This is a genomic window from Elioraea tepidiphila DSM 17972 (genome assembly GCF_000378465.1).
Lineage (GTDB): Bacteria > Pseudomonadota > Alphaproteobacteria > Acetobacterales > Acetobacteraceae > Elioraea > Elioraea tepidiphila.
Genome location: NZ_KB899925.1, coordinates 26931 through 50752 on the forward strand (window position 1 = coordinate 26931; position 23822 = coordinate 50752).

Annotated in this window: 20 protein-coding genes and 1 tRNA gene; 9 read left to right on the top strand and 12 right to left on the bottom strand. The window is 71.3% G+C overall.

Annotation, left to right across the window (positions count from 1 at the left end; translation table 11 throughout):
* The first annotated feature begins 10 nt into the window (after positions 1-10).
* On the top strand, positions 11-901 hold the full coding sequence (rsmI, locus tag F563_RS0113060; RefSeq protein ID WP_019015125.1) for a 16S rRNA (cytidine(1402)-2'-O)-methyltransferase: 891 nt from the start codon (positions 11-13) through the stop codon (positions 899-901).
* Here rsmI and F563_RS0113065 read toward each other — a convergent pair.
* The 3 genes from F563_RS0113065 to F563_RS0113075 form a co-directional block, all read right to left on the bottom strand.
* Positions 879-2024, bottom strand: a complete 1146-nt coding sequence (locus tag F563_RS0113065) for an acyl-CoA dehydrogenase family protein (RefSeq protein WP_019015126.1) — start codon at positions 2022-2024, stop codon at positions 879-881. The two genes, rsmI and F563_RS0113065, sit on opposite strands and share 23 nt — an antisense overlap.
* A 29-nt stretch (positions 2025-2053) precedes the next feature.
* The gene (locus F563_RS0113070; protein ID WP_019015127.1) at positions 2054-5530 is read right to left on the bottom strand and encodes an indolepyruvate ferredoxin oxidoreductase family protein; all 3477 of its coding nucleotides are present in this window, start codon (positions 5528-5530) and stop codon (positions 2054-2056) included.
* A gap of 160 nt (positions 5531-5690) precedes the next feature.
* Complete coding sequence (locus F563_RS0113075; protein WP_019015128.1) at positions 5691-6476, bottom strand: SDR family NAD(P)-dependent oxidoreductase; 786 nt, start codon at positions 6474-6476, stop codon at positions 5691-5693.
* A 68-nt stretch (positions 6477-6544) separates the two neighbouring features.
* Between F563_RS0113075 and F563_RS0113080 the strand changes: the two genes are divergently transcribed.
* A complete protein-coding gene (locus F563_RS0113080) occupies positions 6545-7876 on the top strand; it encodes an aspartate aminotransferase family protein (protein WP_019015129.1) in 1332 nt (443 codons plus the stop codon).
* Positions 7877-7912: 36 nt separating this feature from the next.
* On the opposite strand, the gene F563_RS0113085 is transcribed toward F563_RS0113080, so the two are convergent.
* Both F563_RS0113085 and F563_RS22545 read right to left on the bottom strand, forming a co-directional pair.
* Positions 7913-8332, bottom strand: coding sequence for a rhodanese-like domain-containing protein (locus tag F563_RS0113085; protein WP_019015130.1), 420 nt, complete (start codon positions 8330-8332; stop codon positions 7913-7915).
* A gap of 56 nt (positions 8333-8388) precedes the next feature.
* Positions 8389-10227 carry a methyl-accepting chemotaxis protein gene (locus F563_RS22545; RefSeq protein WP_019015131.1) on the bottom strand — a complete coding sequence of 613 codons (1839 nt, stop codon included), beginning with the start codon at positions 10225-10227 and terminating at the stop codon, positions 8389-8391.
* A 133-nt stretch (positions 10228-10360) separates the two neighbouring features.
* Here F563_RS22545 and F563_RS22550 point away from each other — a divergent pair, with 133 nt between their 5' ends.
* Positions 10361-10885, top strand: a complete 525-nt coding sequence (locus tag F563_RS22550) for a cupin domain-containing protein (RefSeq protein ID WP_019015132.1) — start codon at positions 10361-10363, stop codon at positions 10883-10885.
* On the opposite strand, the gene F563_RS22555 is transcribed toward F563_RS22550, so the two are convergent.
* The 4 genes from F563_RS22555 to F563_RS0113115 form a co-directional block, all read right to left on the bottom strand.
* Positions 10882-11304 (bottom strand): NfeD family protein, encoded by a 423-nt coding sequence (locus tag F563_RS22555; protein ID WP_019015133.1) that lies wholly within the window; start codon positions 11302-11304, stop codon positions 10882-10884. The genes F563_RS22550 and F563_RS22555 overlap by 4 nt on opposite strands.
* Positions 11289-12305, bottom strand: coding sequence for an SPFH domain-containing protein (locus F563_RS0113105; RefSeq protein WP_019015134.1), 1017 nt, complete (start codon positions 12303-12305; stop codon positions 11289-11291). The genes F563_RS22555 and F563_RS0113105 overlap by 16 nt, the downstream gene beginning before the upstream one ends.
* Before the next feature lie 90 nt (positions 12306-12395).
* Positions 12396-13046, bottom strand: a complete 651-nt coding sequence (locus tag F563_RS0113110; RefSeq protein WP_019015135.1) for a ribonuclease D — start codon at positions 13044-13046, stop codon at positions 12396-12398.
* Between the two features lie 23 nt (positions 13047-13069).
* Positions 13070-13156: transfer RNA gene (locus F563_RS0113115), tRNA-Leu, on the bottom strand.
* A 121-nt stretch (positions 13157-13277) separates the two neighbouring features.
* Between F563_RS0113115 and F563_RS0113120 the strand changes: the two genes are divergently transcribed.
* From F563_RS0113120 to arfB, 6 genes are all read left to right on the top strand, one after another.
* The gene (locus F563_RS0113120) at positions 13278-14234 is read left to right on the top strand and encodes a complex I NDUFA9 subunit family protein (protein WP_019015136.1); all 957 of its coding nucleotides are present in this window, start codon (positions 13278-13280) and stop codon (positions 14232-14234) included.
* Positions 14235-14442: 208 nt separating this feature from the next.
* The gene (locus F563_RS0113125) at positions 14443-15885 is read left to right on the top strand and encodes an NAD(P)-dependent oxidoreductase (RefSeq protein ID WP_019015137.1); all 1443 of its coding nucleotides are present in this window, start codon (positions 14443-14445) and stop codon (positions 15883-15885) included.
* A 5-nt stretch (positions 15886-15890) separates the two neighbouring features.
* Entirely contained in the window at positions 15891-16394 is a 504-nt protein-coding gene (locus tag F563_RS0113130; protein ID WP_019015138.1) for a DUF2059 domain-containing protein, read from the top strand.
* A gap of 11 nt (positions 16395-16405) precedes the next feature.
* Entirely contained in the window at positions 16406-20953 is a 4548-nt protein-coding gene (gene gltB / locus F563_RS0113135; protein WP_019015139.1) for a glutamate synthase large subunit, read from the top strand.
* A gap of 58 nt (positions 20954-21011) precedes the next feature.
* Positions 21012-21974 carry a D-2-hydroxyacid dehydrogenase family protein gene (locus tag F563_RS0113140; RefSeq protein WP_019015140.1) on the top strand — a complete coding sequence of 321 codons (963 nt, stop codon included), beginning with the start codon at positions 21012-21014 and terminating at the stop codon, positions 21972-21974.
* Between the two features lies 1 nt (position 21975).
* Positions 21976-22413 (top strand): alternative ribosome rescue aminoacyl-tRNA hydrolase ArfB, encoded by a 438-nt coding sequence (gene arfB, locus F563_RS0113145; protein WP_019015141.1) that lies wholly within the window; start codon positions 21976-21978, stop codon positions 22411-22413.
* Here arfB and F563_RS0113150 read toward each other — a convergent pair.
* Genes F563_RS0113150 through F563_RS0113160 form a run of 3 tightly spaced genes read right to left on the bottom strand, consistent with a single transcriptional unit; the run spans position 22410 to position 23820 of the window.
* The gene (locus F563_RS0113150) at positions 22410-23183 is read right to left on the bottom strand and encodes a competence/damage-inducible protein A (RefSeq protein WP_019015142.1); all 774 of its coding nucleotides are present in this window, start codon (positions 23181-23183) and stop codon (positions 22410-22412) included. The two genes, arfB and F563_RS0113150, sit on opposite strands and share 4 nt — an antisense overlap.
* Positions 23180-23575 carry a type II toxin-antitoxin system VapC family toxin gene (locus F563_RS0113155; protein ID WP_245557135.1) on the bottom strand — a complete coding sequence of 132 codons (396 nt, stop codon included), beginning with the start codon at positions 23573-23575 and terminating at the stop codon, positions 23180-23182. The genes F563_RS0113150 and F563_RS0113155 overlap by 4 nt, the downstream gene beginning before the upstream one ends.
* Positions 23576-23580: 5 nt before the next feature.
* The gene (locus F563_RS0113160; protein WP_019015144.1) at positions 23581-23820 is read right to left on the bottom strand and encodes a FitA-like ribbon-helix-helix domain-containing protein; all 240 of its coding nucleotides are present in this window, start codon (positions 23818-23820) and stop codon (positions 23581-23583) included.
* Between the last annotated feature and the right edge of the window lie 2 nt (positions 23821-23822).

The window sequence follows — 23822 nt, forward strand, 5'->3', positions numbered from 1 at the left end:
GCGTTCTCCAATGCACCCTCCTTCCGACGAGGCGAAGGGCGCTGCCGGCCCCCCGGGGACGCTGACGCTGGTGGCGACGCCGATCGGCAATCTCGGCGACATGCCCGCGCGGGGAGTCGCCGTGCTGGCCGCGGCGGACGCCGTGCTGTGCGAGGATACACGCGTGACAGCGAAACTGGCAGCCCGCCACGGGCTCGCCCCGACCTTGATCGCGCTGCACGAACACAACGAAGACGCGATGACGCCGCGGTTGCTGGCCCGTCTTGCCGCCGGCGAGCGGCTGGCGCTCGTCGCGGATGCCGGCACGCCGCTCCTGTCCGATCCCGGATATCGGCTGGTGCGCGCGGCGATCGCGGCCGGACACCGTGTCACCGCCGTGCCCGGGCCTTCGGCCGCGCTGGCGGCGCTCGCGCTCTCCGGGCTGCCGCCGGCGCCGTTCCTGTTCCTGGGCTTCCTGCCGCCCAAGACGGGGCCGCGGCGCGCGCGCATCGGCGAGATCGCACGCTGGGAGAGAGCGGGGCTTGCGGCAACGCTGGTGCTGTTCGAGGCGCCGCAGCGCCTCGGCGCGCTGCTCGCCGACCTTGCCACGGGACTCGGTGAGGGGCGCCCTGCCGCGGTTGCGCGCGAGCTGACCAAGCTGTTCGAGGACGTCGTCCGGGGCACGCTGGGCGAACTCGCGCAGCGCTACGCGGACGAAGCGCCACGCGGCGAGATCGTCGTCGTGGTGGGCCCGGGGGCAGGCGCCGCCGCGGCCGAGGATGCGGAGGTCGAGCGGTTGCTGCACGCGGCCATGGCGCGCGGTCTCGGCGTCCGTGACGCCGCCGCCGAGGTGGCGGCGGCCACCGGCCGGGCGCGACGCGAGGTCTACGCGCTCGCGCTCAGAGCATCCGGCCGAGAATGATCTTCTGCACGTCCGAGGTGCCCTCGTAGATCTGGCAGACGCGCACGTCGCGATAGATCCGCTCGACCGGATACTCGGCGAGATAGCCGTAGCCGCCGAGCGTCTGGATCGCGATCGAGCACACCTCCTCGGCGATCTCGGAGGCGTAGAGCTTCGCCATGCAGGCGGCTTCGAGCGAGGGCTCGCCGGCGTCCTTGCGGCGGCAGGCGAGATGGGTGAGCTGGCGCGCGGCTTCGAGCTTCGTGCGCGCCTCGACCAGGCGGAACTGCACCGCCTGGTGTTCGATCAGCGGCCGGTCGAAGGCGATGCGCTCCTTGGCGTAGGCGATCGCGTAGTCGAGCGCCGCACGCGCCATGCCGACACTCTGCGCGGCGATGCCGATGCGTCCCGATTCCAGCGTCGAGAGGGCGATCCGATACCCCTCGCCCTCCGTGCCGACCAGCGCATCCGCCGGCACGCGCATCCCCTGGAAGGCGAGCGCGCAGGTGTCCGAGGCGTGCTGACCGAGCTTCTCCTCGACGCGCGCGACCGTGTAGCCCGGCGTGTCGGTCGGCACGACGAAGCAGGAGATGCCCTTCTTGCCGGCCTTCGGGTCGGTGACCGCGAACAGCACGCAGACCTTGGCGATGCGGCCATTGCTGATGAACTGCTTCGCCCCGTCGATCACCCAGTGATCGCCGTCGCGCACCGCGCGGGTGCGGAGCGCCGAGGCGTCCGAGCCCGCCTGCGGCTCGGTCAGCGCGAAGCAGGAGACGGCCTTGCCGGTCGCCATCGGGCGGAGGAAGCGCTCCTTCTGCGCCTCCGTGCCGAAGCGTTCCAGGATCAAGCAGGTCGGCGAGTTGTGCACCGAGACGAGCGTCGAGACCGCCCCGTCGCCGGCGGCGATCTCCTCGAGCGCCATCGCGTAGGTGAGATAGTCGAGGCCCGCGCCGCCCCACTCGGGATCGACGGTCGCGCCGAGGAAGCCCAGCTCGCCGAGCGCGGCGATGATCCCGGGCTCGATCGCCTTGGCGCGCTCGCGCGCGGCCGCACCGGGGGCGAGCTGCTCGCGCGCGAACGCGCGCGCGGTCTCGACCACGAGGCTGCGGGTCTCGGCCAGTTCCGCCGGGGTGCGGTCCAGCATCCGTTTCGTCCTCCGTTCCCGCCGAAGGCTTACTGCGCCGCGACGGGCTCCGCCACACGCGCGGGTTGCACGGAGGACAGCCTCGCGCGCAACGACTCGCGCCGCGTCGCGGCCCGGGCGTGACTGTCGCGCTTCAGCGGGCCGAAGCCGCGCACCGCGAAGGGCAGGCGCGCGAGTTCGATCGCGGCCGGCAGGGTCGCGGGCGAGAGCGTCGCGAGTGCCGCCTCCATGTCCCGCTCGAAATCGGCGATCATGGCCCGTTCGATCCGCCGATCCTCCTGCCAGCGGAACGGATCGAGCAGCGTGCCGCGCAGGCGCCGGCCGCGCCGCAGCAGACGGAACAGCGGCAGCATCCAGCGCCCCGGCAGCGCGAGCTTGCGCCGCCGGCCCGTGGCGGGATCGCGGCCGAGGAACGGCAGCGGCGGGGAAAGGTGGAAGGTCAACGGCGCGTCCGGCCCGAAGCCGTCACGCAGCCCGGCGAGGAACGTCTCGTCGGTGAGCAGCCGTGCGACCTCGTACTCGTCCTTGTAGGCGAGCACGTGGAAATATCCCTCGGCGACCGCGCGGGCGAAGGCGCCCGGCGCACCGGCGATCTCGGTCTCACGCGCCGCCGCCCGCTCGACCAGCGCGCGGTAGCGTGCCGCGAGCCGATCGTCCTGATAGCGGACCAGTTCGGCCGCGCGTTCCGCGATAAGGGCGTCAAGCGAGTCAGGGACGCGCGGCGATGCCAGCAGCGCCTCGGCGAGTTTGGGGTCGTGGCCGAGCGCGCGGCCCCAGAGGAACGCGCGCCGGTTCACCTCGACCGCCGCGCCGTTCAGCTCGATCGCGCGCAGCAGGCTCGCCTCGCGCAGCGGGACGCGGCCGCGCTGGAACGCGGCACCCAGCAGGATCGTGTTCATCGCCTGCGCCTCGCCGAACAGAACCTCGGCAATGCGCGCGGCATCGAGCCAGAGCGCGGTGCCCTCCGGGATCGCGGCCTCGATCGCGCCACGATGTCCGGCGGAGTCGAGCGTGACATCCGGGTCGCGCACCAGCGCGGCGACGGCCGCGAGCCTGCCGTTGCCGACCACCGCGGCATCGTGCTTCACGCGCGGCAGCACGTCGCGCCCGGAGGCGACGGCCATGTCGGCCGCCAGCATCAGGTCGGCCCCGCGCAGCGGCACACGGGCGACATCGAGCGAGGTCTCGTCGCGCGCCACCTGCACATGCCCGATCACCGCGCCGTTCTTCTGCGCGAGCCCGGTGAAGTCGAGGGTGCGCACCGCGCGGCCCTCGAGATGCGCCGCCATCGCGACAATCGCGCCGGTCGTGACGATGCCGCCGCCGCCGACGCCGGCGAACAGCGCGCGCCACGGGCGGTCGCCGAGCGTGCCGGGCGGCGGCGCGGGCAGGCTGCGCGCGAACTCCGCCTCCATCTCCAGGATGCGCGCGCTGGGCTTGGGCGGCTTGCGCGCCGCCCCCACCGTGACGAAGGACGGGCAGAACCCCTTCAGGCAGGAGAGGTCGGTGTTGCAGGTCGAGGGCGAGATGCGCCGCTTGCGCCCGTACGGCGTCTCGATCGGCTCCACGGCGACGCAGTTCGACTGCACGGTGCAATCGCCGCAGTTCTCGCAGACGCGCTCGTTGATCACGACCGACACGTCCGGCACCGCCATCGCGCCGCGCTTGCGCTTGCGCCGCTTCTCGGTGGCGCAGATCTGGTCGTAGATGATCACCGTCACGCCGGGGATGGTGCGGAAGCGCCGCTGCACCTCGATCAGCGCGCCGCGCGCATGGCGTTCGGTGCCGGGCGGCAGGTCGCGCGCGGCCGGCAGGCGGGCCGGATCGTCCGCGATCACGGCGATGCGGGCGACACCCTCCGCGGCGAGCTGGGTCGCGATCTGCGCGACGCTGGGGCCGCCGTCCACAGGCTGCCCGCCGGTCATCGCCACGGCGGAGTTGTAGAGCAGCTTGTAGGTGATGGTCGCGCCGGCGAGCACGGCCTGGCGGATCGCCAGCACGCCGGAGTGCTGATACGTCCCGTCGCCCATGTTGACGAACATGTGCGGGATCTCGGTGAACGGCGCGAGCCCGACCCAGGTCACGCCCTCGGCACCCATATGCGTCACGGTCTTGGCCCGGCCGACCTCGCCGAGCGCGAGGGTGTGGCAGCCGATGCCGCCCAGCGCCTGCGACCCCTCTGGCACGACGGTCGAGGTGTTGTGCGGGCAGCCGGCGCAGAAGAACGGCGCACGCTTCAGCGCCTCCGCCGGCGGCGGCAGGTCGAGCACCGGCGGGGCAGCGGTGACGCCGAGCGTGCCAAGGAAGCGCGCGAGCGCGCCGGCGACGATCGCCGGCGAGAACTCGCCCGCCTCAGGCAGCAGCTTCGCGCCGTTCAGCCCGACCTTGCCGGCGATTGCGGGCCGCCGGTCGGCCGGCAGGTTGTAGAGCACGTCGCGCGCCTGGCGCTCGACCAGGCTGCGCTTCTCCTCGACCACCAGGATCGCGCGCTTGCCGGTGGCGAAGCGGAGCAGGCCCTCCGGCTCGATCGGCCAGGTCATCGCCACCTTGTAGAGCGCGATGCCGGCCTCGGCGGCGCGCGCGGGCGGCAGGCCGAGATCGTCGAGCGCGCGCAGCACGTCGAGATGCGCCTTGCCCGTGGTGATGATGCCGATCGGCGCGTCGGGCCGGCCCCACAGCACGCGATCGAACGCATTCGCGCGCGCGAAGGCGACCGCGGCCGGCAGCCGCTCCTCGACCACGCGGCGTTCCAGCTCGGCGCGCTGCGCCGGCCAACGCAGCGTGGGGTCGAGGTTCAGCCCATGCGGCGGGATCGCGACATCCGTCGGCATCTCGAAACGGCGTGTTACCGGAACGACAAACGTGGCCGCGCCCTCGACCGTCTCGGCGATGGTCTTCAACCCGGCCCAGAGCCCGGAGAAGCGGCTCATCGCGAGACCGGCGAGGCCGAGCGAGAGCACCTCCTCGACCCCGGCCGGGTTCAGCACCGGGATCATCACCGCCTCGAAGATCTGGTCGGTCTGGTGCGGCAGCACCGAGGACTGCGCGGCGTGGTCATCGCCCGCCACGGCGATCGCGCCGCCGTGCTTCGCCGTGCCGAAGTAGTTCACATGGCGCAGCGCGTCGCCGGAGCGATCGACCCCCGGCCCCTTGCCGTACCAGAGGGTGAACACGCCATCGAACCGCTTGCCCGGGAACACATCGACCATCTGCGCGCCCCACAGCATGGTGGCGCCCAGATCCTCGTTCAGCCCGGGCTGGAAGCGGATGTCGTGCGCGTCCAGCAGCTTGTGCTGGTGCCAGAGTTCCTTGTCGAGCCCGCCGAGCGGCGAGCCCCGATAGCCGGAGACGAGCCCCGCTGTGCGCAGCCCCGCCATCCGGTCGAGCCGCGACTGTTCCAGCAGCAGGCGCACCAGCGCCTGGATGCCGGTCAGCAGCACCGGCGCATCGAGATCGACGAACCGGCTCTCAAGCGTGATGGGTGCGTGACCGCTGAGCGAATCCATGCAGCACCGCCTCCCGTCAGACCGCACGACGCGTCTGTCCACTTAGGACAACAAGGTTAACCGAAAACCCCTCGTCATGTCCTTTTCCAGTTGCCAGCAGCGCCGCAACGGGGGGCCGTTTTGCTGCGGCGCTCGGGAAATGCCGTGTCGCGGCGGTGGATCAGCGGGGGGGCATCCGCAGGGCCCCGTCGAGCCGGAGCGCCGCCCCGTTCAGCATCGGATTCTCGACGATCTCGGCGACCAGCCGGGCGAACTCCTCCGGCCGGCCGAGCCGGCGCGGGAACGGCACCTGCGCCCCGAGTGCGGCCTGCACCTCCTCCGGCAGGCCGGCGACCATGGGCGTGCGGAACACCCCGGGCATGATGCTGACAACACGGATACCCCATTCGGCGAGATCGCGCGCGGCCGGCAGGGTGAAGCCGAGCACACCGCCCTTGCTGGCTGCGTAAGCGGTCTGGCCGATCTGTCCGTCCTCGGCCGCGATCGAGGCGGCGAGCACGATCACGCCGCGCTCCTGATCCTCGCCGAGCGGGTCGAGGGCGGCCATCGCCGCGGCGGCATGGGTCGCGAGCCGCATCGCGCCGAGCAGGTTCACCGCGATGACGCGCTCGAACAAGGCGAAGTCGTGCGGCTTCGGCGCGCCGGTTGCCCGGTCGCGCCGGACCAGGCGCTGGGCCGGGGCGATGCCTGCGCAGGCGACGGCGACACGGGCCGGCCCGTGCGCCGCTTCCGCTTCGGCGAGCGCGCCGGCGACCGAGTCGGTATCCGTCACGTCGCAGCGGATGAACCGCCCGCCGGTCGCGGCCGCGACCACCTCGCCGCGCGCCGCATCGAGATCGAGCACCGCGACACGCGCGCCGGCAGCCGCGAGCCGGCGCGCGGTCGCCTCGCCGAGCCCGGACGCGCCCCCCGTCACCACTGCCGCGACCGTGCTGTCCAGCCTCATCGCCGTCCTCCGGGTTGCGCTGCCGCCCTGCCGTGCCATCCTGCCGGCAGCAGACGGGAGACTGGCCGATGACCACGCTTGCCGCCAACTGGTCGCTCGCGGACGCGCTCGCCGAGGAGGAGGCGCGCTTCATCGCCGCCAATCCACGCTCGCGCGAGCGCGCACTCGCCGCCGCCGCCGTGATGCCCGGCGGCAATACCCGCACCGTGCTGCACTACACCCCCTTCCCGCTCGCCTTCGCCAAAGGCGAGGGCGCGACCGTGACCGATCTCGACGGCCACACCTATCGCGACTTCCTCGGCGAGTACTCGGCCGGCATCTACGGCCACTCGCACCCGGTGATCGTGGCGGCGGCGAAACGCGCGATCGACAGCGGGATCGTGCTCGGCGGGCCGAACATGTACGAGGCGAAGCTCGCTGCCGCGATTGCCGCGCGCTTCCCCTCGGTCGAACGGATCCGCTTCACCAACAGCGGCACCGAGGCGAACCTGATGGCGCTCGTCACCGCGATCGCGGCAAGCGGCAGGAAGCGCGTGCTCGGCTTCCGCGGCGGCTATCACGGCGGCGTGCTGACGCTGAAGCCCGGCGTGCTGACCAACGCGCCGTTCGACTTCGCGCTCGCGCGCTACAACGATCTCGGCACGGTCGAGGCGGTGCTGCGCGAGGGGGCGGACCAGTTCGCCTGCGCGATCGTCGAGCCGGTGATGGGCGGGGCGGGCGCGATCCCGGCCACGCCGGCATTCCTGCGCGGCCTGCGCGAGCTCACCGCGCGCCACGGCATCCTGCTGATCCTCGACGAGGTGATGACCTCGCGGCACGGGCCGGGCGGCGTGCAGGGATTGCTCGGCATCACCCCCGATCTGACGACCTTCGGCAAGTATCTCGGCGGCGGGTTCAGCTTCGGGGCGTTCGGGGGGCGCGCCGACCTCATGGAGCGCTATGACCCGTATCGCCCCGATGCCTTCGCGCATGCGGGCACGTTCAACAACAACGTGACCTCGATGGCGGCCGGCTATGCGGGGCTGAGCGAAGTGTTCACGCCCGCCGCCGCCGAGGCGCTGTTCGCGCGCGGCGAAGCCCTGCGGCGCCGGCTGAACGAGGCGGCGGTCGCGGCCGACGTGCCCGTGCGCGCCACGGGTCTCGGCAGCATGATCGGCATCCACCCGACCGACCGGGAGATCACCACGGCCGAGGACGCGCCTGAGGCGAAGGAGGCGCGCGCGCTCATTCATCTCGCGCTGATCGCGCGCGGCATCTACATGGCACGGCGGGGCTACATGACCTTGAGCCTGCCGCAGACCGCCGCGGACGACGACGCCCTCGTCGCGGCGTTCAGCGACACGCTGCGCACGCACGCGCGGGTGCTGCGTGATCACGCCGCAGCGCTCGCCATCACGTAACGGGTGCGGCCCGCGCCGAGGCGCGGGCCGTCGCCGTCAGGGGCCGGCGACCGGCAGGCCGAGCGCCCGCCACTCCTCCATGCCGAGCGCGTAGTAGTGCACCTGGGTGTAACCCCAGCGCACCGCCATCTCGGTGGCCTTGGCGGCGCGGCCGCACTTGACGCCGTTGCAGTAGAACAGCACGGGCGTGGCCTTGGTCTTGACGTGGCTCGCGAGCACCGCCTCGGTCAGGTCGGTGTCGAGAACGCGCACGGCCCCCTCGATGAAGCCGTTCGCGTAGTCCTCGGCGCGGCGATTGTCGATGATCACCAGGTCGGGCTTGCTCTCCATCAGCGCGATGATGGCCTTGGCATCGACCGTGGTCGCGCCGGCGATCGACATCGGCGCATCGGCGCGCGCGCCCGACACGCCGAGCGTGAGCCCGACCAGGGCGGCGGCGAATACTCTGCGGTTCATCTCTCGTCTCCTGTGACTGTCGTGTTGGCTGTGCGAGGCGTTCTGCCCCCGACCCGTCATGCCGCGTTGAGCTCGGCGATCACCTCCGTGACGTCGCGATCCAACGCGGCAACCTCCTCGCTCAGCGCCGCGATGCCCTGAGCCACCTCGACCACCGCGGCATCGGCGGCGACGACGGAGCGATCGAGCGTCTGCATGCCCTGGCGGGCGCCCGCGGAGCCGCCCGCGACCTTCGCCGCGCCAGCGGCAATGCCGCGAACGGCCTCTGCCTGCGTGTCGACGGTGGCGACCAGTTCGGCCAGCACGGCATCGATCGCGCGGATCTCGCCGCCGATCGTGGCGAGCGCCGACGCCGTGTCGCCGGTGCCGTCGCGGATCGCCGCGACACGCGACCCGATTTCGGCGGTCGCACGCGCGGTCTGGGCAGCGAGCTGCTTCACCTCGGAGGCGACCACGGCGAAGCCCTTGCCGGCTTCGCCCGCGCGCGCCGCCTCGATCGTCGCGTTGAGCGCGAGCAGCGTGGTGCGCCCGGCGATCTCGCCGATCAGGTCGAGCACGCGGCCGATCTCGCCCGACGCGGCGGTGAGCCGCTCGACCGAGGCGGCGACCTCGGTCGCGCGCCGCACCGCGCCGGCCGCGCGTTCCGCCGCCTGGGCGCAGCCGCGCGCGACCGCGGCGACACTCTCGGCGACCCGGCTGCACTCCTGCGCCACCTGATCCGCCTGTCCTTGGGCATCGTCGCAGACCTGCGCGACCGAGCCCGCGGTCTCACGCGTCGTGCGCGACTGCACCGTCAGCGACTCCGCCGCGGCCCGCAGCGAGGAGGCTTCCGCCTCGATCTCGCGAACCGCCCCTTGCACGCGCGCGCGGATCGTCTCGGCCATCCGGCGCATCTCCGCCTCGCGCGCCTCGGCCGCCTGCCGGTCGGCGCGACGCTGCGCCTCGGCCCGTTCGGCTTCGATCCGATGCGCCTCGGCCTCGCGCTCGGCGAGTGCGGCCGCGGCCTTGGCGGAGGCCTGACGCGCGCGGCGCACCGCAAGCCACACCACCACGGTCGCCAGGAACGCCACCGTGCCGGACACCAGCAGGAAAGTCGCGAGCGCGCCGTCGCGGATGGCACCGAGCGTGCCGCGCAACGCCGCGAGGTCGGCGACCGCCTCGACGGTCGCGAGCGGCGCGCCGTCCAGGCCGTGCAAGGTGAGGTGGGAGACCCCGGCCTGCGCTCGCTCGGGCGGCGCGACGTTGCTCGGCGAGAGCAGGGCCGCGCCATTGGCGAGGCTGCGCACCGTCAGCGCCATGGACAGCGCAGAGTCGAGCCCGGCGAGCGCCGGGAGCGGATCGACCGTGACCGCGAGATAGCCGACCAGGCGCAGCCCGCCCACGGGCACGAGCATCGTCAGCCGCGGCCGGCCGTCGGACAGCCAGCTGCGCGGCAGGGTGCGCAGCCGCTCCGCGCCCTCGCGCGCCGAGGCGGCGGCGATGATCGACGGGTCGAGCTGTTCCGCGCCGGCACGCCAGGCGGCGGCGATCGGCGTGAAGTCCGGCGCATAGAGGCCGAGCCCGAGCAGCGTGATCGTGCCCGAGCTGACGACCCCGCGGCGCCATTCCTCGACGAGCATAGGCTCGAGCACGGCGCGGTCGCGCCCGGTAACGGCCTGGCGCAGCGCCTGCCCGCCGGCGATCTGCTGGGCCAGGGCGCCGACCTCGGCGCCGTGCCGGTCCCACAGTTCGGCGGCGACGCGCGCGTCAAGCATCTCCTGGGCCGTGGACTGGCGGTACGCGTCGAACGCGGCCTCGTAGGAGTCCGTCATGCGCCAGCCGACGAACGCGGCCGATGCGAGAATCGTCACGTTGGCGGCGACAAGAAGGGGCAGCAGCCCGGCACGAATACGCATCTCAAGATCCTGGCAATGGCAACAGTGACGCTACCGTCAAAAGATTAAGCGACCGTAATCCCGGACCACACGCAGCCTCCCCCTCCGGCGGGCCGCAGGGCATGATCGGTGCAGTGATGGGGAGGACCGATCGATGGATGGAGCGACGGATGCGCGCGTGATCCAGCCGGACGAGGCGCGCAGCTTCTGGCAGCCGGTGCCGGCGAACGGGTTCGTGCGTTGCATCCTCGACGAGTCGGTGGTGCGCGCCGATACGCCCTTCGCGATGGGCATGCAGACGGTCGATCCGGGCTGCCACGTGCGCGAGCACGATCATCCCGCGCAGGAGGAGATCATCCATTTCGTCGCCGGGACCGGCACGATCCGCCTGGACGGCGCGGAGCACCCGGCACGGCCGGGCACCACCGTGTTCATCGGCAAGGGGCGAAGGCACGCCTTCATCAACACGGGCGAAGGGCCGATGACCTTCGTCTGGGTGCTCATGCCGGGCGGGCTCGAACGTTTCTTCGCCGCGATCGGCCGGCCGCGTCAGGAGGGCGAGCCCGCGCCGGCCCCCTTCGCGCGGCCCGCGAACGTCGCCGAGATCGAGCGCAACACCGTGTTCGGCTGGGCGGATCAGTCGCTCGGCCGGCCGGGCGGAGGGTCGGGATCGACCTAGCGCCTGACGCGGCTCACCACGAGGGTGGTGCCATCGACACCATCGACGCGCACGGTGTCCCCGACCTCGGCCTCGCCGGACACTCGCGCCGACCAGTCGGAGTCACCGAGATGGACTCGCGCGCCGGCGGGCGACCGCTCCGTGACCGTGCCCATGCGGCCGACCAGACCCGCATCCGGCGTGTTGACCCGCACCGGCGGCTTCTGGCGGCGGCGCAGCGTCAGGGCCGCGCCGATGCCGACCGCCAGCAGCACCAGGAACACGACGACCTTGGTCGCGAAGCCCGGGGCGAAAAGGACCGTCACCAGGCCGGTGCCGAGCGCGGCAAGGCCGATCCAGAGCAGGAACACACCCGGAACGACGATCTCGGCCATCAGCAGCACGAGACCGACGAGGATCCAGATCAGCCCGTCGTCCATGGGTTCCCCGGAGGCGCGGGCGGCGCCGGCGGGCGCGGGCGCGCAGCAGCACCGCCGGGCGGCGCGCCGTCGGGCGGGCCGCGCAGGATCTCGAGCGCCGAGACGATGCCGCCGGCAAGCCCGGCACTCTCCATCGGCACCAGCACGAGCTTCTGGTTCGGCGCCTCGGCCAGCCGCTCGAAGGCGCGCACATACTTGTCGCTGATGAAGTAGCGCAGCGCATCCATCCCCGCGCCGGAAGCCGCCTCGGCGACCACGCGCGTCGCGTTCGCCTCGGCGAGTGCGAGCCGCTCGCGCGCCTCGGCGTCGCGCTTCGCCGCCTCGAGACGCCCTTCCGCTTCCAGGATCTGCGCCTGTTTCGCCCCCTCGGCGCGCTTCACCTCGGCCTCTCGCTCGCCTTCCGCCTTGGCGACCGTGGCACGCCGCTCGCGCTCGGCCGTCATCTGCAGGTTCATCGCGCGGATCAGGTTCTCGGGCGGCTCGATCTTGCGGATCTCGACGCGGCTGACCTTCACGCCCCACGGGTCGGTCGCGCCATCGAGGATCGACAGGAGCTGCGAATTGATCCGCTCGCGTCCTGACAGCGTGCCGTCGAGGTCCATCTCGCCGATCACCGCGCGGATATTGGTCATCGCGAGCGCGGCCAGGGCCTGGGTGAGATCCTGCACCGCATAGGCCGCCTTGGCCGGGTCCATCACGCGGTAATAGACGATCCCGTCCACGCTGACGGTGGCATTGTCGCGCGTGATCACCGCCTGTTCGGGAATGTCGAGCACGATCTCCTGGACGTTCACGCGCCGGCCGATCGTGTCGATGTAGGGGATGATGAAGTTGATCCCGGGGCTCAGCAGCCGGGTGAAGGCGCGGAACCGCTCGACCGTCCAGACCTCGCCCTGCGGCACCTGGCGGATGCCCTTCATCGCCGTGACGATGCCGAGCAGGATCAGCGCGATCAGGACGATCGTGCCGAGTTCGGGCAGGGTGAGGGTGCCAGGGTCCATGCTCGGGCGGTCCGTTGCGCGTGCGGACTGCCATAGCGCGGAACCGGTTAACGGGGAAGCAAAGCCCGGGTGAGCCGAGATACGGCGCGCTCAATGCGCGAACAGGTCGGGGTCCTCGTAGCCGAGCAGGTCGAGCGCGGCGCGCGCGGGCAGGAAGCGGAAGCAGGCCTCGGCGAGCTCCCGCCGGCCTTCGCGCGCGAGCAGCCCTTCGAGCCGCGCCTTGAGCGCGTGCAGGTGCAGCACGTCCGAGGCGGCATAGGCGAGCTGGTCGGAGGAAAGCTCCACCGCACCCCAGTCAGACGATTGTTGCTGCTTGGAGAGCTCGACCCCCAGCAGGTCGCGGCAGAGGTCCTTGAGCCCGTGGCGGTCGGTGAAGGTGCGCGTCAGCTTGGCAGCGATCTTGGTGCACCAGCAGGGCGTGGCGTGAACGCCTAGGAAGTGCTGGATCACGGCGACATCGAAGCGGGCGAAGTGGAACAGCTTCAGTCGCGCGGGGTCGGCGAGCAGCGCCTTGAGGTTCGGCGCGTCGTAGCCGCGCCCGCCGAGCGCCTCGGGGATGAACTGCACCAGATGCGCGGTGCCGTCGCCGGCCGAGAGCTGCACCAGGCAGAGCCGGTCGCGATGCGGGTTGAGCCCCATGGTCTCGGTGTCCACCGCGACCACCGGGCCGAGATCGAGCCCCTCGGGCAGGTCGTGCTGGTGCAGGTGGATGGTGGCTGCGCTCAAGAACAGCGTGTCCATGCGGGGCGCGCAGCCGAGGGGAGTGGTGCCCAGGAGAAGACTCGAACTTCCACGGCCTCGCGGCCACAGGTACCTGAAACCTGCGCGTCTACCAATTCCGCCACCTGGGCTCCGGGTGCGGCGAGGCGCGGAGCATTAGCGCCGGCCACCCCGCGCGTCAACGCCGCCGCGCCTTGTGGCGCGGCCCGCCAGCGCCTAATGCAAGGGCGCCATCAGCTTCGGGAGCGGGTCATGCAGGCGGGCGGGCGCAAGGTCGCGACGGTGTTCGGCGGCTCAGGCTTCATCGGGCGCTACGTGGTCAAGCGACTGGCGGAGCGCGGCCATATCGTGCGCGTGGCCGTGCGCGACCCCGAGGCGGCGCTGTTCCTCAAGCCTATGGGAGCGCCGGGCCAGATCGTGCCGGTCGGCGTGTCCGTGACCGACGACGCCGGCGTCGCGGCGGTGGTCTCGGGCGCCGAGATCGTCGTCAACCTGGTCGGCATCCTGCACGAGACCCGCAAGGCGACGTTCAAGGCGATCCAGGGCGAGGCGCCGGGGCGGATCGGCCGGGCGGCGGCGGCCGCGGGGGCGCGGGCGGTGGTGCAGCTCTCGGCGATCGGTGCCGATGCGGCGAGTCCGTCGGCCTATGCGCGCACCAAGGCCGAGGGCGAGCACGCCGTGCGCGAGGCGTTCCCGAAGGCGACGGTGCTGCGGCCCTCGATCGTGTTCGGGCCGGAGGACGGGTTCTTCAACCGGTTCGCGGCCCTCGCCCAGTTCGTCCCCGCCCTGCCGCTCTATGGTGGGGGCGAGACGAAGTTCCAGCCGGTGTATGTCGGCGATGTCGCCGACGCCGTGATCGCGGCACTCGACCGCGCCGATGCCGCGGGCCGCACCTATGAGCTGGGTGGGCCGCGGGTCTACAGCTTCCGCGACCTGCTGCAATACATCCTGACCGTGACCGGACGCCGACGGCTGCTGCTGCCGCTGCCCTGGTCGGTCGGGCGCATGCAGGCGCGGGTGTTCGAGCTGTTGCCCAACCCGCCGCTCACGCGCGACCAGTTGCTGCTGCTGCAAAGGGACAACGTGGTTGCCCCGGGCGCGCTGACGCTCGCGGATCTCGGGATCATGCCGAAAGCGGTGGAGGCGATCGTGCCGGGCTATCTGGGTCGGTTCCGTCGTCGCGCGGCCGCTCGCATCGCGGCCGCCTGATTAGTTCCGATCCGGCCCTACTATCGATGGAGCTTGGTGGACGCTCCACGATGCGGATCACTGTCGGTGGGCAGCGACCAATTAATTGGTCCGAATCGGACTGAATTGATCGATTCCACCTCGCCAAGTCACGGAACGCGCCGTATAAGCGCCCCCGCAGCTCGGGCCGTGTGCCGGAAACGCCCAGCGCATGTCACACGGGGAGTCCATGGCCGAGCGGATGCTGAAATTCGTCTCCACGCCGCAGCGCATGCCCGACAAGCGCGCTGCCGCCGCCCGCCGCGGGGATTGGGACGAGATCTATCGTGAGTTCTCCGCCGAGCGCGCCGCCGAGCAGGCGAGCCGATGCAGCCAGTGCGGCGTGCCGTTCTGCCAGGTGCACTGCCCGCTCGGGAACAACATCCCCGACTGGCTGAAGCTGACCGCCGAAGGCCGGCTCGAGGAGGCCTACGAGGTCGCCGCCTCGACCAACACCTTCCCCGAGATCTGTGGCCGCATCTGCCCGCAGGATCGGCTCTGCGAGGGCAACTGCGTCATCGAGAAGGGCTTCGAGAGCGTCACCATCGGCGCGGTCGAGAAGTACATCACCGACACCGCCTGGGAGCGCGGCTGGATCACGCCGCCGACGCCGCTGCGCGAGCTGCCCCACAGCGTCGGCATCATCGGTGCCGGACCCGCCGGCATGGCCGCGGCGGAGCAGCTCCGCCGCAAGGGGTACGCCGTGCACATCTACGACCGCTACGACCGCGCCGGCGGGCTGATGATCTACGGCATTCCCAACTTCAAGCTCGAGAAGCCGGTGGTGCTGCGGCGCTGGGAGCAGTATCGGGCCGCCGGGATCACGTTCCACCTCAACTGCGCCGTCGGCGAGGATGTCAGCCTCCAGGAACTCCGCGCGCGCCACGACGCGGTGCTGATCGCGACCGGCGTCTACAAGGCGCGCGACATCGGCGGACCCGGTGCCGGGCTCGCGGGCATCGTGCCGGCGCTCGACTACCTCACCGCGTCCAACCGCAAGGGCCTCGGCGACGCGGTGCCCGCCTTCGATGACGGCAGGCTGAACGCCGCGGGCAAGCGCGTGATCGTCATCGGCGGTGGCGACACGGCGATGGACTGCGTGCGCACCGCCGTGCGCCAGGGTGCGGTGTCGGTGCAGTGCCTCTACCGCCGCGACCGGGCGAACATGCCCGGCTCGATGCGCGAGGTGAAGCACGCCGAGGAGGAGGGCGTGGAGTTCGTCTGGCTCTCCGCCCCCGAGGCCTTTGTCGGCGATCGCCACGTCGCCGGCGTGCGCGCGGTCAGGATGCATCTCGGCCTGCCCGACGCCACCGGCCGGCAGCAGGTCGAACCGATCACGGGCTCGTCGTTCACGCTCGAGGCCGATCTCGTCATCAAGGCGCTCGGCTTCGATCCGGAGGATCTGCCGCGGATGTTCAACGCGCCCGAACTCGCGCTCACGCGCTGGGGCACGCTGAAGATCGACCATCGCACCATGATGACCTCGCTGCCCGGCGTGTTCGCCGCCGGCGACATCGTGCGCGGCGCCTCGCTGGTGGTCTGGGCGATCCGCGACGGCCGCGATGCCGCCACCGAGATTCATCGTTACGTTCAGGCGACGGCATCACGCCCCCTCGCCGTCGCCGCGGAGTGAACGCCATGCGTCGTGGTCTGCTGATCCTCGCCCTTGCCCTGGCACTGTCCCAGGGCGCGCACGCGCAGACCGTGCAGCCGGGTCAGCCGGCGCCGACCGCGGAGGCCGAGGCGAAGGCGCTGGTGCTCGCGGCCGGCCTGCGCAACCAGCTGCTGGAGAGCATGCCGGCCATGGCCGAGGGGCTGCGCCAGCATCTCAGCCAGCAGAATCCCGGACGCGAGGAGGACGTGCGCCGCGCCGTCGAGACGGCGATCGTGCCGGCCGTGGCCGCGCGGCTCGACGAGCTGATCGAGAAGGCCGTGCAGCCGCTGGTGCGCGGCTTCACCGCCGAGGAGCTCTACATCATGCGCCGCTTCCTTGAGCTCGATCTCGATCAGCGCATGGAGGGCGCGTTGCAGATCGTCGCCTTCGAGCTCGATCGCGAGAGCGGCGACTGGCTGCGCAAGATCGGCGAGGAGGCGCTCGCCGCGCGCGCCACCGATCAGAGGCTGCGCGGACTCAGGTTCTGAAGGACACGACGATGGACGGCATGATCCCGAACGACGGCGCGCGCTTCGTCCACGACTTCCGGGCCAATGCCGCGCGCCTCGCCGCCGCCGGCGTCGACCTCGCCGAACACGACTCCTGCGGCGTCGGTTTGGTCGCGGCGCTGGACGGCAAGCCCTCGCGCGCGGTGGTGCAGGCGGGCATCGACGCGCTGAAGGCGGTGTGGCACCGCGGCGCGGTCGATGCCGACGGCAAGACCGGCGACGGGGCGGGGATCCATGTCGAGATCCCGCGCGACTTCTTCGCCGAGGCCGTGCTGCGGGGCGGGGATACCCTCAAGCCCGGACGCATCATCGTCGGCCAGATCTTCCTCCCGAAGACCGATCTCGGCGCGCAGGAGCGCTGCCGCCAGATCGTCGAGACCGAGATCCTCGCCTTCGGCTACGGCATCTATGGCTGGCGCCAGGTGCCGATCGATGTCGCCTGCATCGGCGAGAAGGCGAACGCGACCCGCCCGGAGATCGAACAGATCATGCTGTTCGATCCGGAGCAGCGCGAACTCGCGGTTCAGGATCGCGATCTCTATGTGATCCGCCGGCGCATCGAGAAGGCGGCGATCGCGGCGCAGATTCCCGATCTCTACATCTGCTCGCTGTCCGCGCGCTCGATCATCTACAAGGGGATGTTCCTCGCCGAGCATCTCACGGAGTTCTATCCCGACCTGCTCGATCAGCGCTTCGTATCGCGCTTCGCGATCTACCACCAGCGCTACTCGACGAACACCTTCCCGACCTGGCGGCTCGCCCAGCCGTTCCGCATGCTCGCGCACAACGGCGAGATCAACACGCTCTCGGGCAACGTGAACTGGATGAAGAGCCACGAGACGCGGCTCGCCGCCCCCGACCTCGACCCCTACATGGACGACATCAAGCCGGTGATCCAGGCCGGCGGGTCGGACACCGCGATCCTCGACAACGTATTCGAGGTTCTGGTGCGCGCGGGTCGCGACGCGCCGATGGCGAAGGCGCTGATGATTCCCGAGAGCATCGGCAACAACGCCACGATGCCCGAGAGCCACCGCGCGCTCTTCCTCTACTGCAACGCCGTGATGGAGCCCTGGGACGGCCCGGCCGCGATCTGCGGCACAGACGGGCGCTGGGTGATCGCGGGCATGGACCGCAACGGGCTCCGGCCCATGCGCTACACCATCACGCGCGAGGGTCTGCTGGTGGTCGGCTCCGAGACCGGCATGGTGAAGCTGCGCGAGGACGAGATCGTCGCCAAGGGCCGCGTGGGCCCGGGCCAGTGCATCGCGGTCGATCTCGAGGAGCCGCGCTTCTACGACGACCGCACGCTGAAGGACATGCTGGCCGGCCGCGAGGATTTCGGCGCCTGGACCCGGCGGACGACGCATCTCGACGCGCTGATCAAGTCCGAGACGGTGGAGCCGGTGGAGTTCCAGGGCGAGGCGCTGCGCCGCTTGCAGGTCGCGGCGGGGCTCAGCCTGGAGGAACTCGAAATGATCCTCCACCCGATGGTGGAGGAGGCGAACGAGGCCACGGGCAGCATGGGCGACGACACGCCGCTCGCCGTGCTGTCCGACCAGTACCGGCCGCTGTCGCACTACTTCCGGCAGATGTTCAGCCAGGTCACCAACCCGCCGATCGACTCCTTGCGCGAGACGCGGGTGATGACGCTGAAGACGCGGCTCGGCAATCTCGGCAATGTGCTGGACGAGGACGCGACCCAGTGCGACCTGCTCCAGCTCGAGAGCCCGGTGCTGACCACCGCGGAGTTCCGCGCCATGCGCGCCTATATGGGCCGCAACGCGGTGGAGGTGGATTGCACCTTCGATCCGACCGAGGGGGCGGCCGGGCTCCGGCGCGCGATCGAGCGCATCCGCCGCGAGGCCGAGGAAGGCGTGCGCGCCGGGGCGGCGCACGTGATACTGACCGACGAGCATGTCGGGCCGACGCGCTGCGCGATCCCGATGATCCTCGCCACCGGTGGCGTGCACACGCATCTGGTGAAGCAGAGCCTGCGCACCTTCACCTCGCTCAATGTCCGCTGCGCCGAGGCGATCGATGTCCATTACGTCGCGGTGCTGATCGGCGTCGGCGCGACCACGGTGAACCCGTGGCTCGCGCAGGAATGCATCGCCGACCGCCACCGCCGCGGCCTGTTCGGCGACATGCCGCTCAAGACCGCGATCCAGCGCTACAAGAAGGCGCTGGACAAGGGCCTGCTCAAGATCATGAGCAAGATGGGCATCGGCGTGCTGTCGTCCTATCGCGGCGGCTACAATTTCGAGGCGATCGGGCTCTCGCGCGCCCTCGTCGCCGAGTTCTTCCCGGGCATGCAGAGCCGAATCTCTGGCATCGGCCTCAACGGCATCACCCGCAAGGTCGCCGCGCTGCACGAGAAGGCGTGGAACACCGACGCGGTAACGCTGCCCGTGGGCGGGCTCTACAAGCTGCGCCGCTCGGGCGAGGCCCATGCCTTCGCCGGCTCGCTGATCCATCTGCTGCAACAGGCGGTCGCGACCGACAGCTACCAGACCTACAAGCGCTACGCGGATGCCGTGCGCAAGCTGCCGCCGATCGCGCTGCGCGACCTCCTGGACTTCAAGACCGAGGGCCGCAAGGCGATCCCGGTCGAGGAGGTGGAATCCGTCACCGAGATCCGCAAGCGGCTGGTGTCGCCCGGCATCTCCTTCGGCGCGCTCAGCCCGGAGGCGCACGAGACGCTGTCGATCGCGATGAACCGGATCGGCGCGCGCTCGGATTCCGGCGAGGGCGGCGAGGACGCGGCGCGCGCCAAGCCGCGCGCGAACGGTGACAACGCCAACAGCGCGATCAAGCAGATCGCCTCCGGCCGATTCGGCGTCACCGCCGAGTACCTGAACAACTGCCGCGAGATCGAGATCAAGATCGCCCAGGGTGCCAAGCCCGGCGAGGGCGGGCAGCTTCCCGGCTTCAAGGTCAGCGAGATCATCGCCAGGCTCCGGCACTCCACGCCGGGGATCGCGCTGATCAGCCCGCCGCCGCATCACGACATCTACTCGATCGAGGACCTCGCGCAGCTCATCTACGACCTGAAGCAGATCAACCCCGACGCGTCGGTGTGCGTGAAGCTGGTCGCACGCTCGGGCATCGGCACGATCGCCGCGGGTGTGGCGAAGGCGATGGCGGACGTGATCCTGATCTCGGGCCATGTCGGCGGCACGGGCGCCTCGCCACAGACCTCGATCAAGTACGCCGGCGCGCCGTGGGAGATGGGCCTGTCCGAGACGCATCAGGTGCTGATGCTGAACCGGCTGCGCCACCGTGTGACGCTGCGCACCGATGGCGGCATCAAGACCGGGCGCGACGTGGTGATGGCGGCCATGCTCGGCGCCGAGGAGTTCGGCATCGGCACCGCCTCGCTGGTCGCGATGGGCTGCATCATGGTGCGCCAGTGCCACTCGAACACCTGCCCGGTCGGCGTGTGCACCCAGGACGAGACGCTGCGCGCGAAGTTCGAGGGCACCCCCGAGAAGGTGATCAACCTGTTCAGCTTCATCGCCGAGGAGGTGCGCGAGATCCTGGCCTCGCTCGGCTTCCGCAAGTTGACCGACGTGGTCGGACGCACCGACCTGCTCCACCAGGTGAGCCGCGGCGGGGCGCATCTCGACGACCTCGATCTGAACCCGATCCTGGTGCAGGCCGATGCCGGGCCGCACGCGCCGTACTGCACCCTCAAGGGGCGCAACGAGGTCCCCGAGACGCTCGATGCGCAGATGATCGCCGATGCCGCGCCGCTGTTCCGCGACGGCGAGAAGATGCAGCTGCAATACAACATCCGCAGCACCTACCGCACGATCGGCGCCAAGCTGTCGTCGAAGATCGTGCGCCGCTTCGGCATGACCGGGCTCGCTCCCGGCCACATCACCGTGCGGCTGCGCGGCTCGGCGGGCCAGTCGCTCGGCGCCTTCGCGGTGCAGGGGCTGAAGCTCGAAGTGTTCGGTGACGCGAACGACTACGTTGGCAAGGGGCTGTCGGGCGCGACCATCGTCGTGCGCCAGCCGCCCTCCTCCACCCTGCGCTCGAACGAGAACACGATCATCGGCAATACCGTGCTGTACGGCGCGACCGCCGGCTATCTGTTCGCCGCAGGCCAGGCGGGCGAGCGCTTCGCGGTGCGCAACTCCGGCGCGATCGCGGTGGTCGAGGGCTGCGGCTCGAACGGCTGCGAGTACATGACGGGCGGCACGACCGTGATCCTCGGCTCGGTCGGCGACAACTTCGCCGCCGGCATGACCGGCGGCATGGCCTTCGTCTACGACCCCGAGCAGGTGCTGGAGGCCCGGATCAACCCCGAGCACGTGCTGTGGCAGCGCCTCGCCCATCCACACTGGGAGGGGGTGCTGCGCAACCTCGTCACCGTGCACGCGGCCGAGACGAACTCGCGCTTCGCGGCCTCGCTGCTGAACGACTGGACGCGCGAGAAGGGGCATTTCTGGCAGATCGTGCCGAAGGACTATGTGAAGTACCTCTCGGTGCCGTTGGTCGCCGAGCCGGCACTCGCCGCCGCGGGGGATTGACCGGGCGCGGGCGATCGTCCACGGGGCGGGGCGTGTTACCGCCGCGAAGGAGCGCCCGATGATCGAGATCGCCGTGCTGGACGACTACCAGCGCGTCGCGCTGTCCATGGCCGACTGGTCGCGGCTTGGGTCCGAGTGCCGCGTGACGGTGTTCGACCGCCATCTCGCGACCGTGGACGAGGCGGCCAAGGCGCTCGCGGGTTTCGATGTGATCTGCCTGCTGCGCGAGCGCATGCCGGTGCCGGCCGGGCTGATCGCGCGCCTGCCGAACCTGAAGCTCATCGTGGTGACGGGCGCGCACAACCGCACGCTCGACCTCGCAGCGGCCGAGGCGCGCGGCATCACGGTGACGCATACGCGTGGCGGCGACTCCTATTACGCGACCACAGAACTGGCCCTCGGCCTGATGATCGCCTGCGCGCGCCACCTCGCCTTCGAGGACCGCGGCATGCGGGCGGGCCTGTGGCAGCGCACGGTCGGGATGACGCTGCACGGCCGCACGCTCGGCCTGCTCGGGCTCGGGCGGATGGGCAAGCGCATGGCCGAACTCGGCCGCGCGCTGGGCATGCGCGTGCTCGCCTGGAGCGCCAACCTGACGGCCGAGGCGGCCGAGGCCGCCGGCGCGACCTACGTATCCAAGGAGACGCTGTTCTGCGAATCCGATGTCGTCTCGATCCATCTCGTGCTCGGCGAGCGGACGCGCGGGCTGGTCGGCGCGGCGGAGCTCGCGCTGATGAAGCCGACCGCGTTCCTCGTGAACACCTCGCGCGGACCGATCGTGGACGAGGCCGCGCTCATCGCGGCATTGCGCGAGAAGCGCATCGCCGGCGCCGGGCTCGACGTGTACGACACCGAGCCCCTGCCGCCGGAGCACCCGCTGCGCACGCTCGACAACGTCGTCCTCGCGCCGCATCTCGGCTTCGTCACGGAAGGCACCTACCGCACCTTCTACCAGGACATGGTGGAGTGCATCGCCGCCTGGCGCGCGGGCACGCCGGTGCGGCTGCTGCGCGCGGCGTGACATGGCCGAGGACGACGGCAGGATTGCCATCGCGCCGGGCCTTGCGATCCATCGGGACGAGATCACGGAGAGCTTCGTGCGCGCCGGAGGCCCCGGCGGGCAGAACGTCAACAAGGTCTCGTCCGCCGTCGAGCTGCGCTTCGATCTGGCCGCGAGCCCCTCGCTCCCCGAGGCGGTGAAGGCGCGCGCGGCGCGCATCGCCGGGCGAAGGCTCACGCGCGAGGGCGTGATCGTGATTGCCGCGCAGCGCTTCCGCGATCAGCCGCGCAACCGCGAGGACGCGCTGGCGCGGCTCGTTGCGATCCTGCGCGAGGCGGCCGAGCCTCCCGTGCCGCGCCGCCCGACCCGGCCGACGCGCGCCTCGAAGCAGCGTCGCGTCGAAGGCAAAGTCTTGCGCGGCCGCACGAAGGCGCTGTGCGCGCGGCCGATGGAGGATTAGTCCGGCTCGCCCTCGCGCGGCTCGAAGCCGAGGGATCGGAACAGGGCGCGGACCTTCTCGGCCGCCGCATCCACCGCCGCCGCATCGACGCCGCGCGCGACGATCGCCACCCCGCCCCCGGCGGAGCGGTAATACGGGTAGCTGCCGAGCGCCACGTCAGGGCTCTCGGCCTGGATCGCGCCCAGCCCGGCGGCGATCTGCCCCTCCATCGCCCGCGCCGCATGCACCGTACGGCTCACCGTCGGCCGGCCGCCGGTGAGCGTCGGCGCGATCGCCTCCACCATCGCCTGCATCACCTTGGGCACGCCGGCGAGCACGTAGACGTTCTCGACCCGGAACCCGGGCGCGACCGAGACGGCGTTGCGGATCAGCGCCGCCCCGCGCGGCATGGTCGCCATGCGCTGGCGCGCGGCGTTGAACTCCACTGGCGGCGTGCGGCTGGCGTAGTCGCGCGCGAGCAGCTCCCACGCCTCCGGATGCGGCTCCCACGGCAGGCCGAACGCCTCGGCGACGCACTCGCTGGTGATGTCGTCGTGCGTCGGGCCGATTCCGCCGGTGGTGAAGACATAGCGGTAACGGTGGCGCAGCTCGTTCACCGTCGCGACGATCATCGCGCGGTCATCCGGGATCACGCGCGCCTCGCGCAGCGGAATGCCGAGCTCCCCGAGCCGCGTCGCGAGATACTTCAGGTTCACGTCCTGTGTACGCCCCGACAGCACCTCGTCGCCGATGATGATCAGCGCGGCGGTGGGGCGGTCGTCTGCGGTCATGCGTGGCTCCAGAGCGGAATCGACAGGTGTTCGGCGAGCGCGGCAAGAGTTGCGTCGCAGGTCGCCAAGGCGGCCTCGCGCCGCCGCGCCAGCACGAGATAGACGCAGTCCTGCAACGGATGGCAGCGATCCAGCGACAGCCGCAGCGCCTCGCCCAGCAGCGGACCATGAGGAACTGCGACCAAGCCGAGGCGGTCGAGCAGCGCCCCGCCCGCGACGACATCGGCCGGCGCGATCTCGCCGCGGCGGCAGCGCCGCGCCAGCGCCGCCATCACTTCGAGCCGGAAGATGTCCGGAACGACCAGGCGTTCCGGGTCGGCGAACAGCCGCCCCGCCGGTCCGCTCGCGGGCTCCTCCACGAACAGCGGCACCGCCATCGAGGCGTCGACCACGATGGTCAAGCGTCCGGCTCGCCCTCGCGGACCGCGCGGATGTCCGCATCCGCCGGCATCGCGGCAGGGCGCGACCGCGCGCGGATCGCCGCTGCCAGCGCGACGAACTCCTCGCGGCTCACGACGGAGGTCTCGGTGAGACGTTCGCGCACGAAGCCTTCCAGCGACATCCCGCGCTGCTCGGCCTTCAGCTTCAGTCGGGCGATCACGTCGTCATCCAGATTACGGACCAGGATGCTTCCCATGG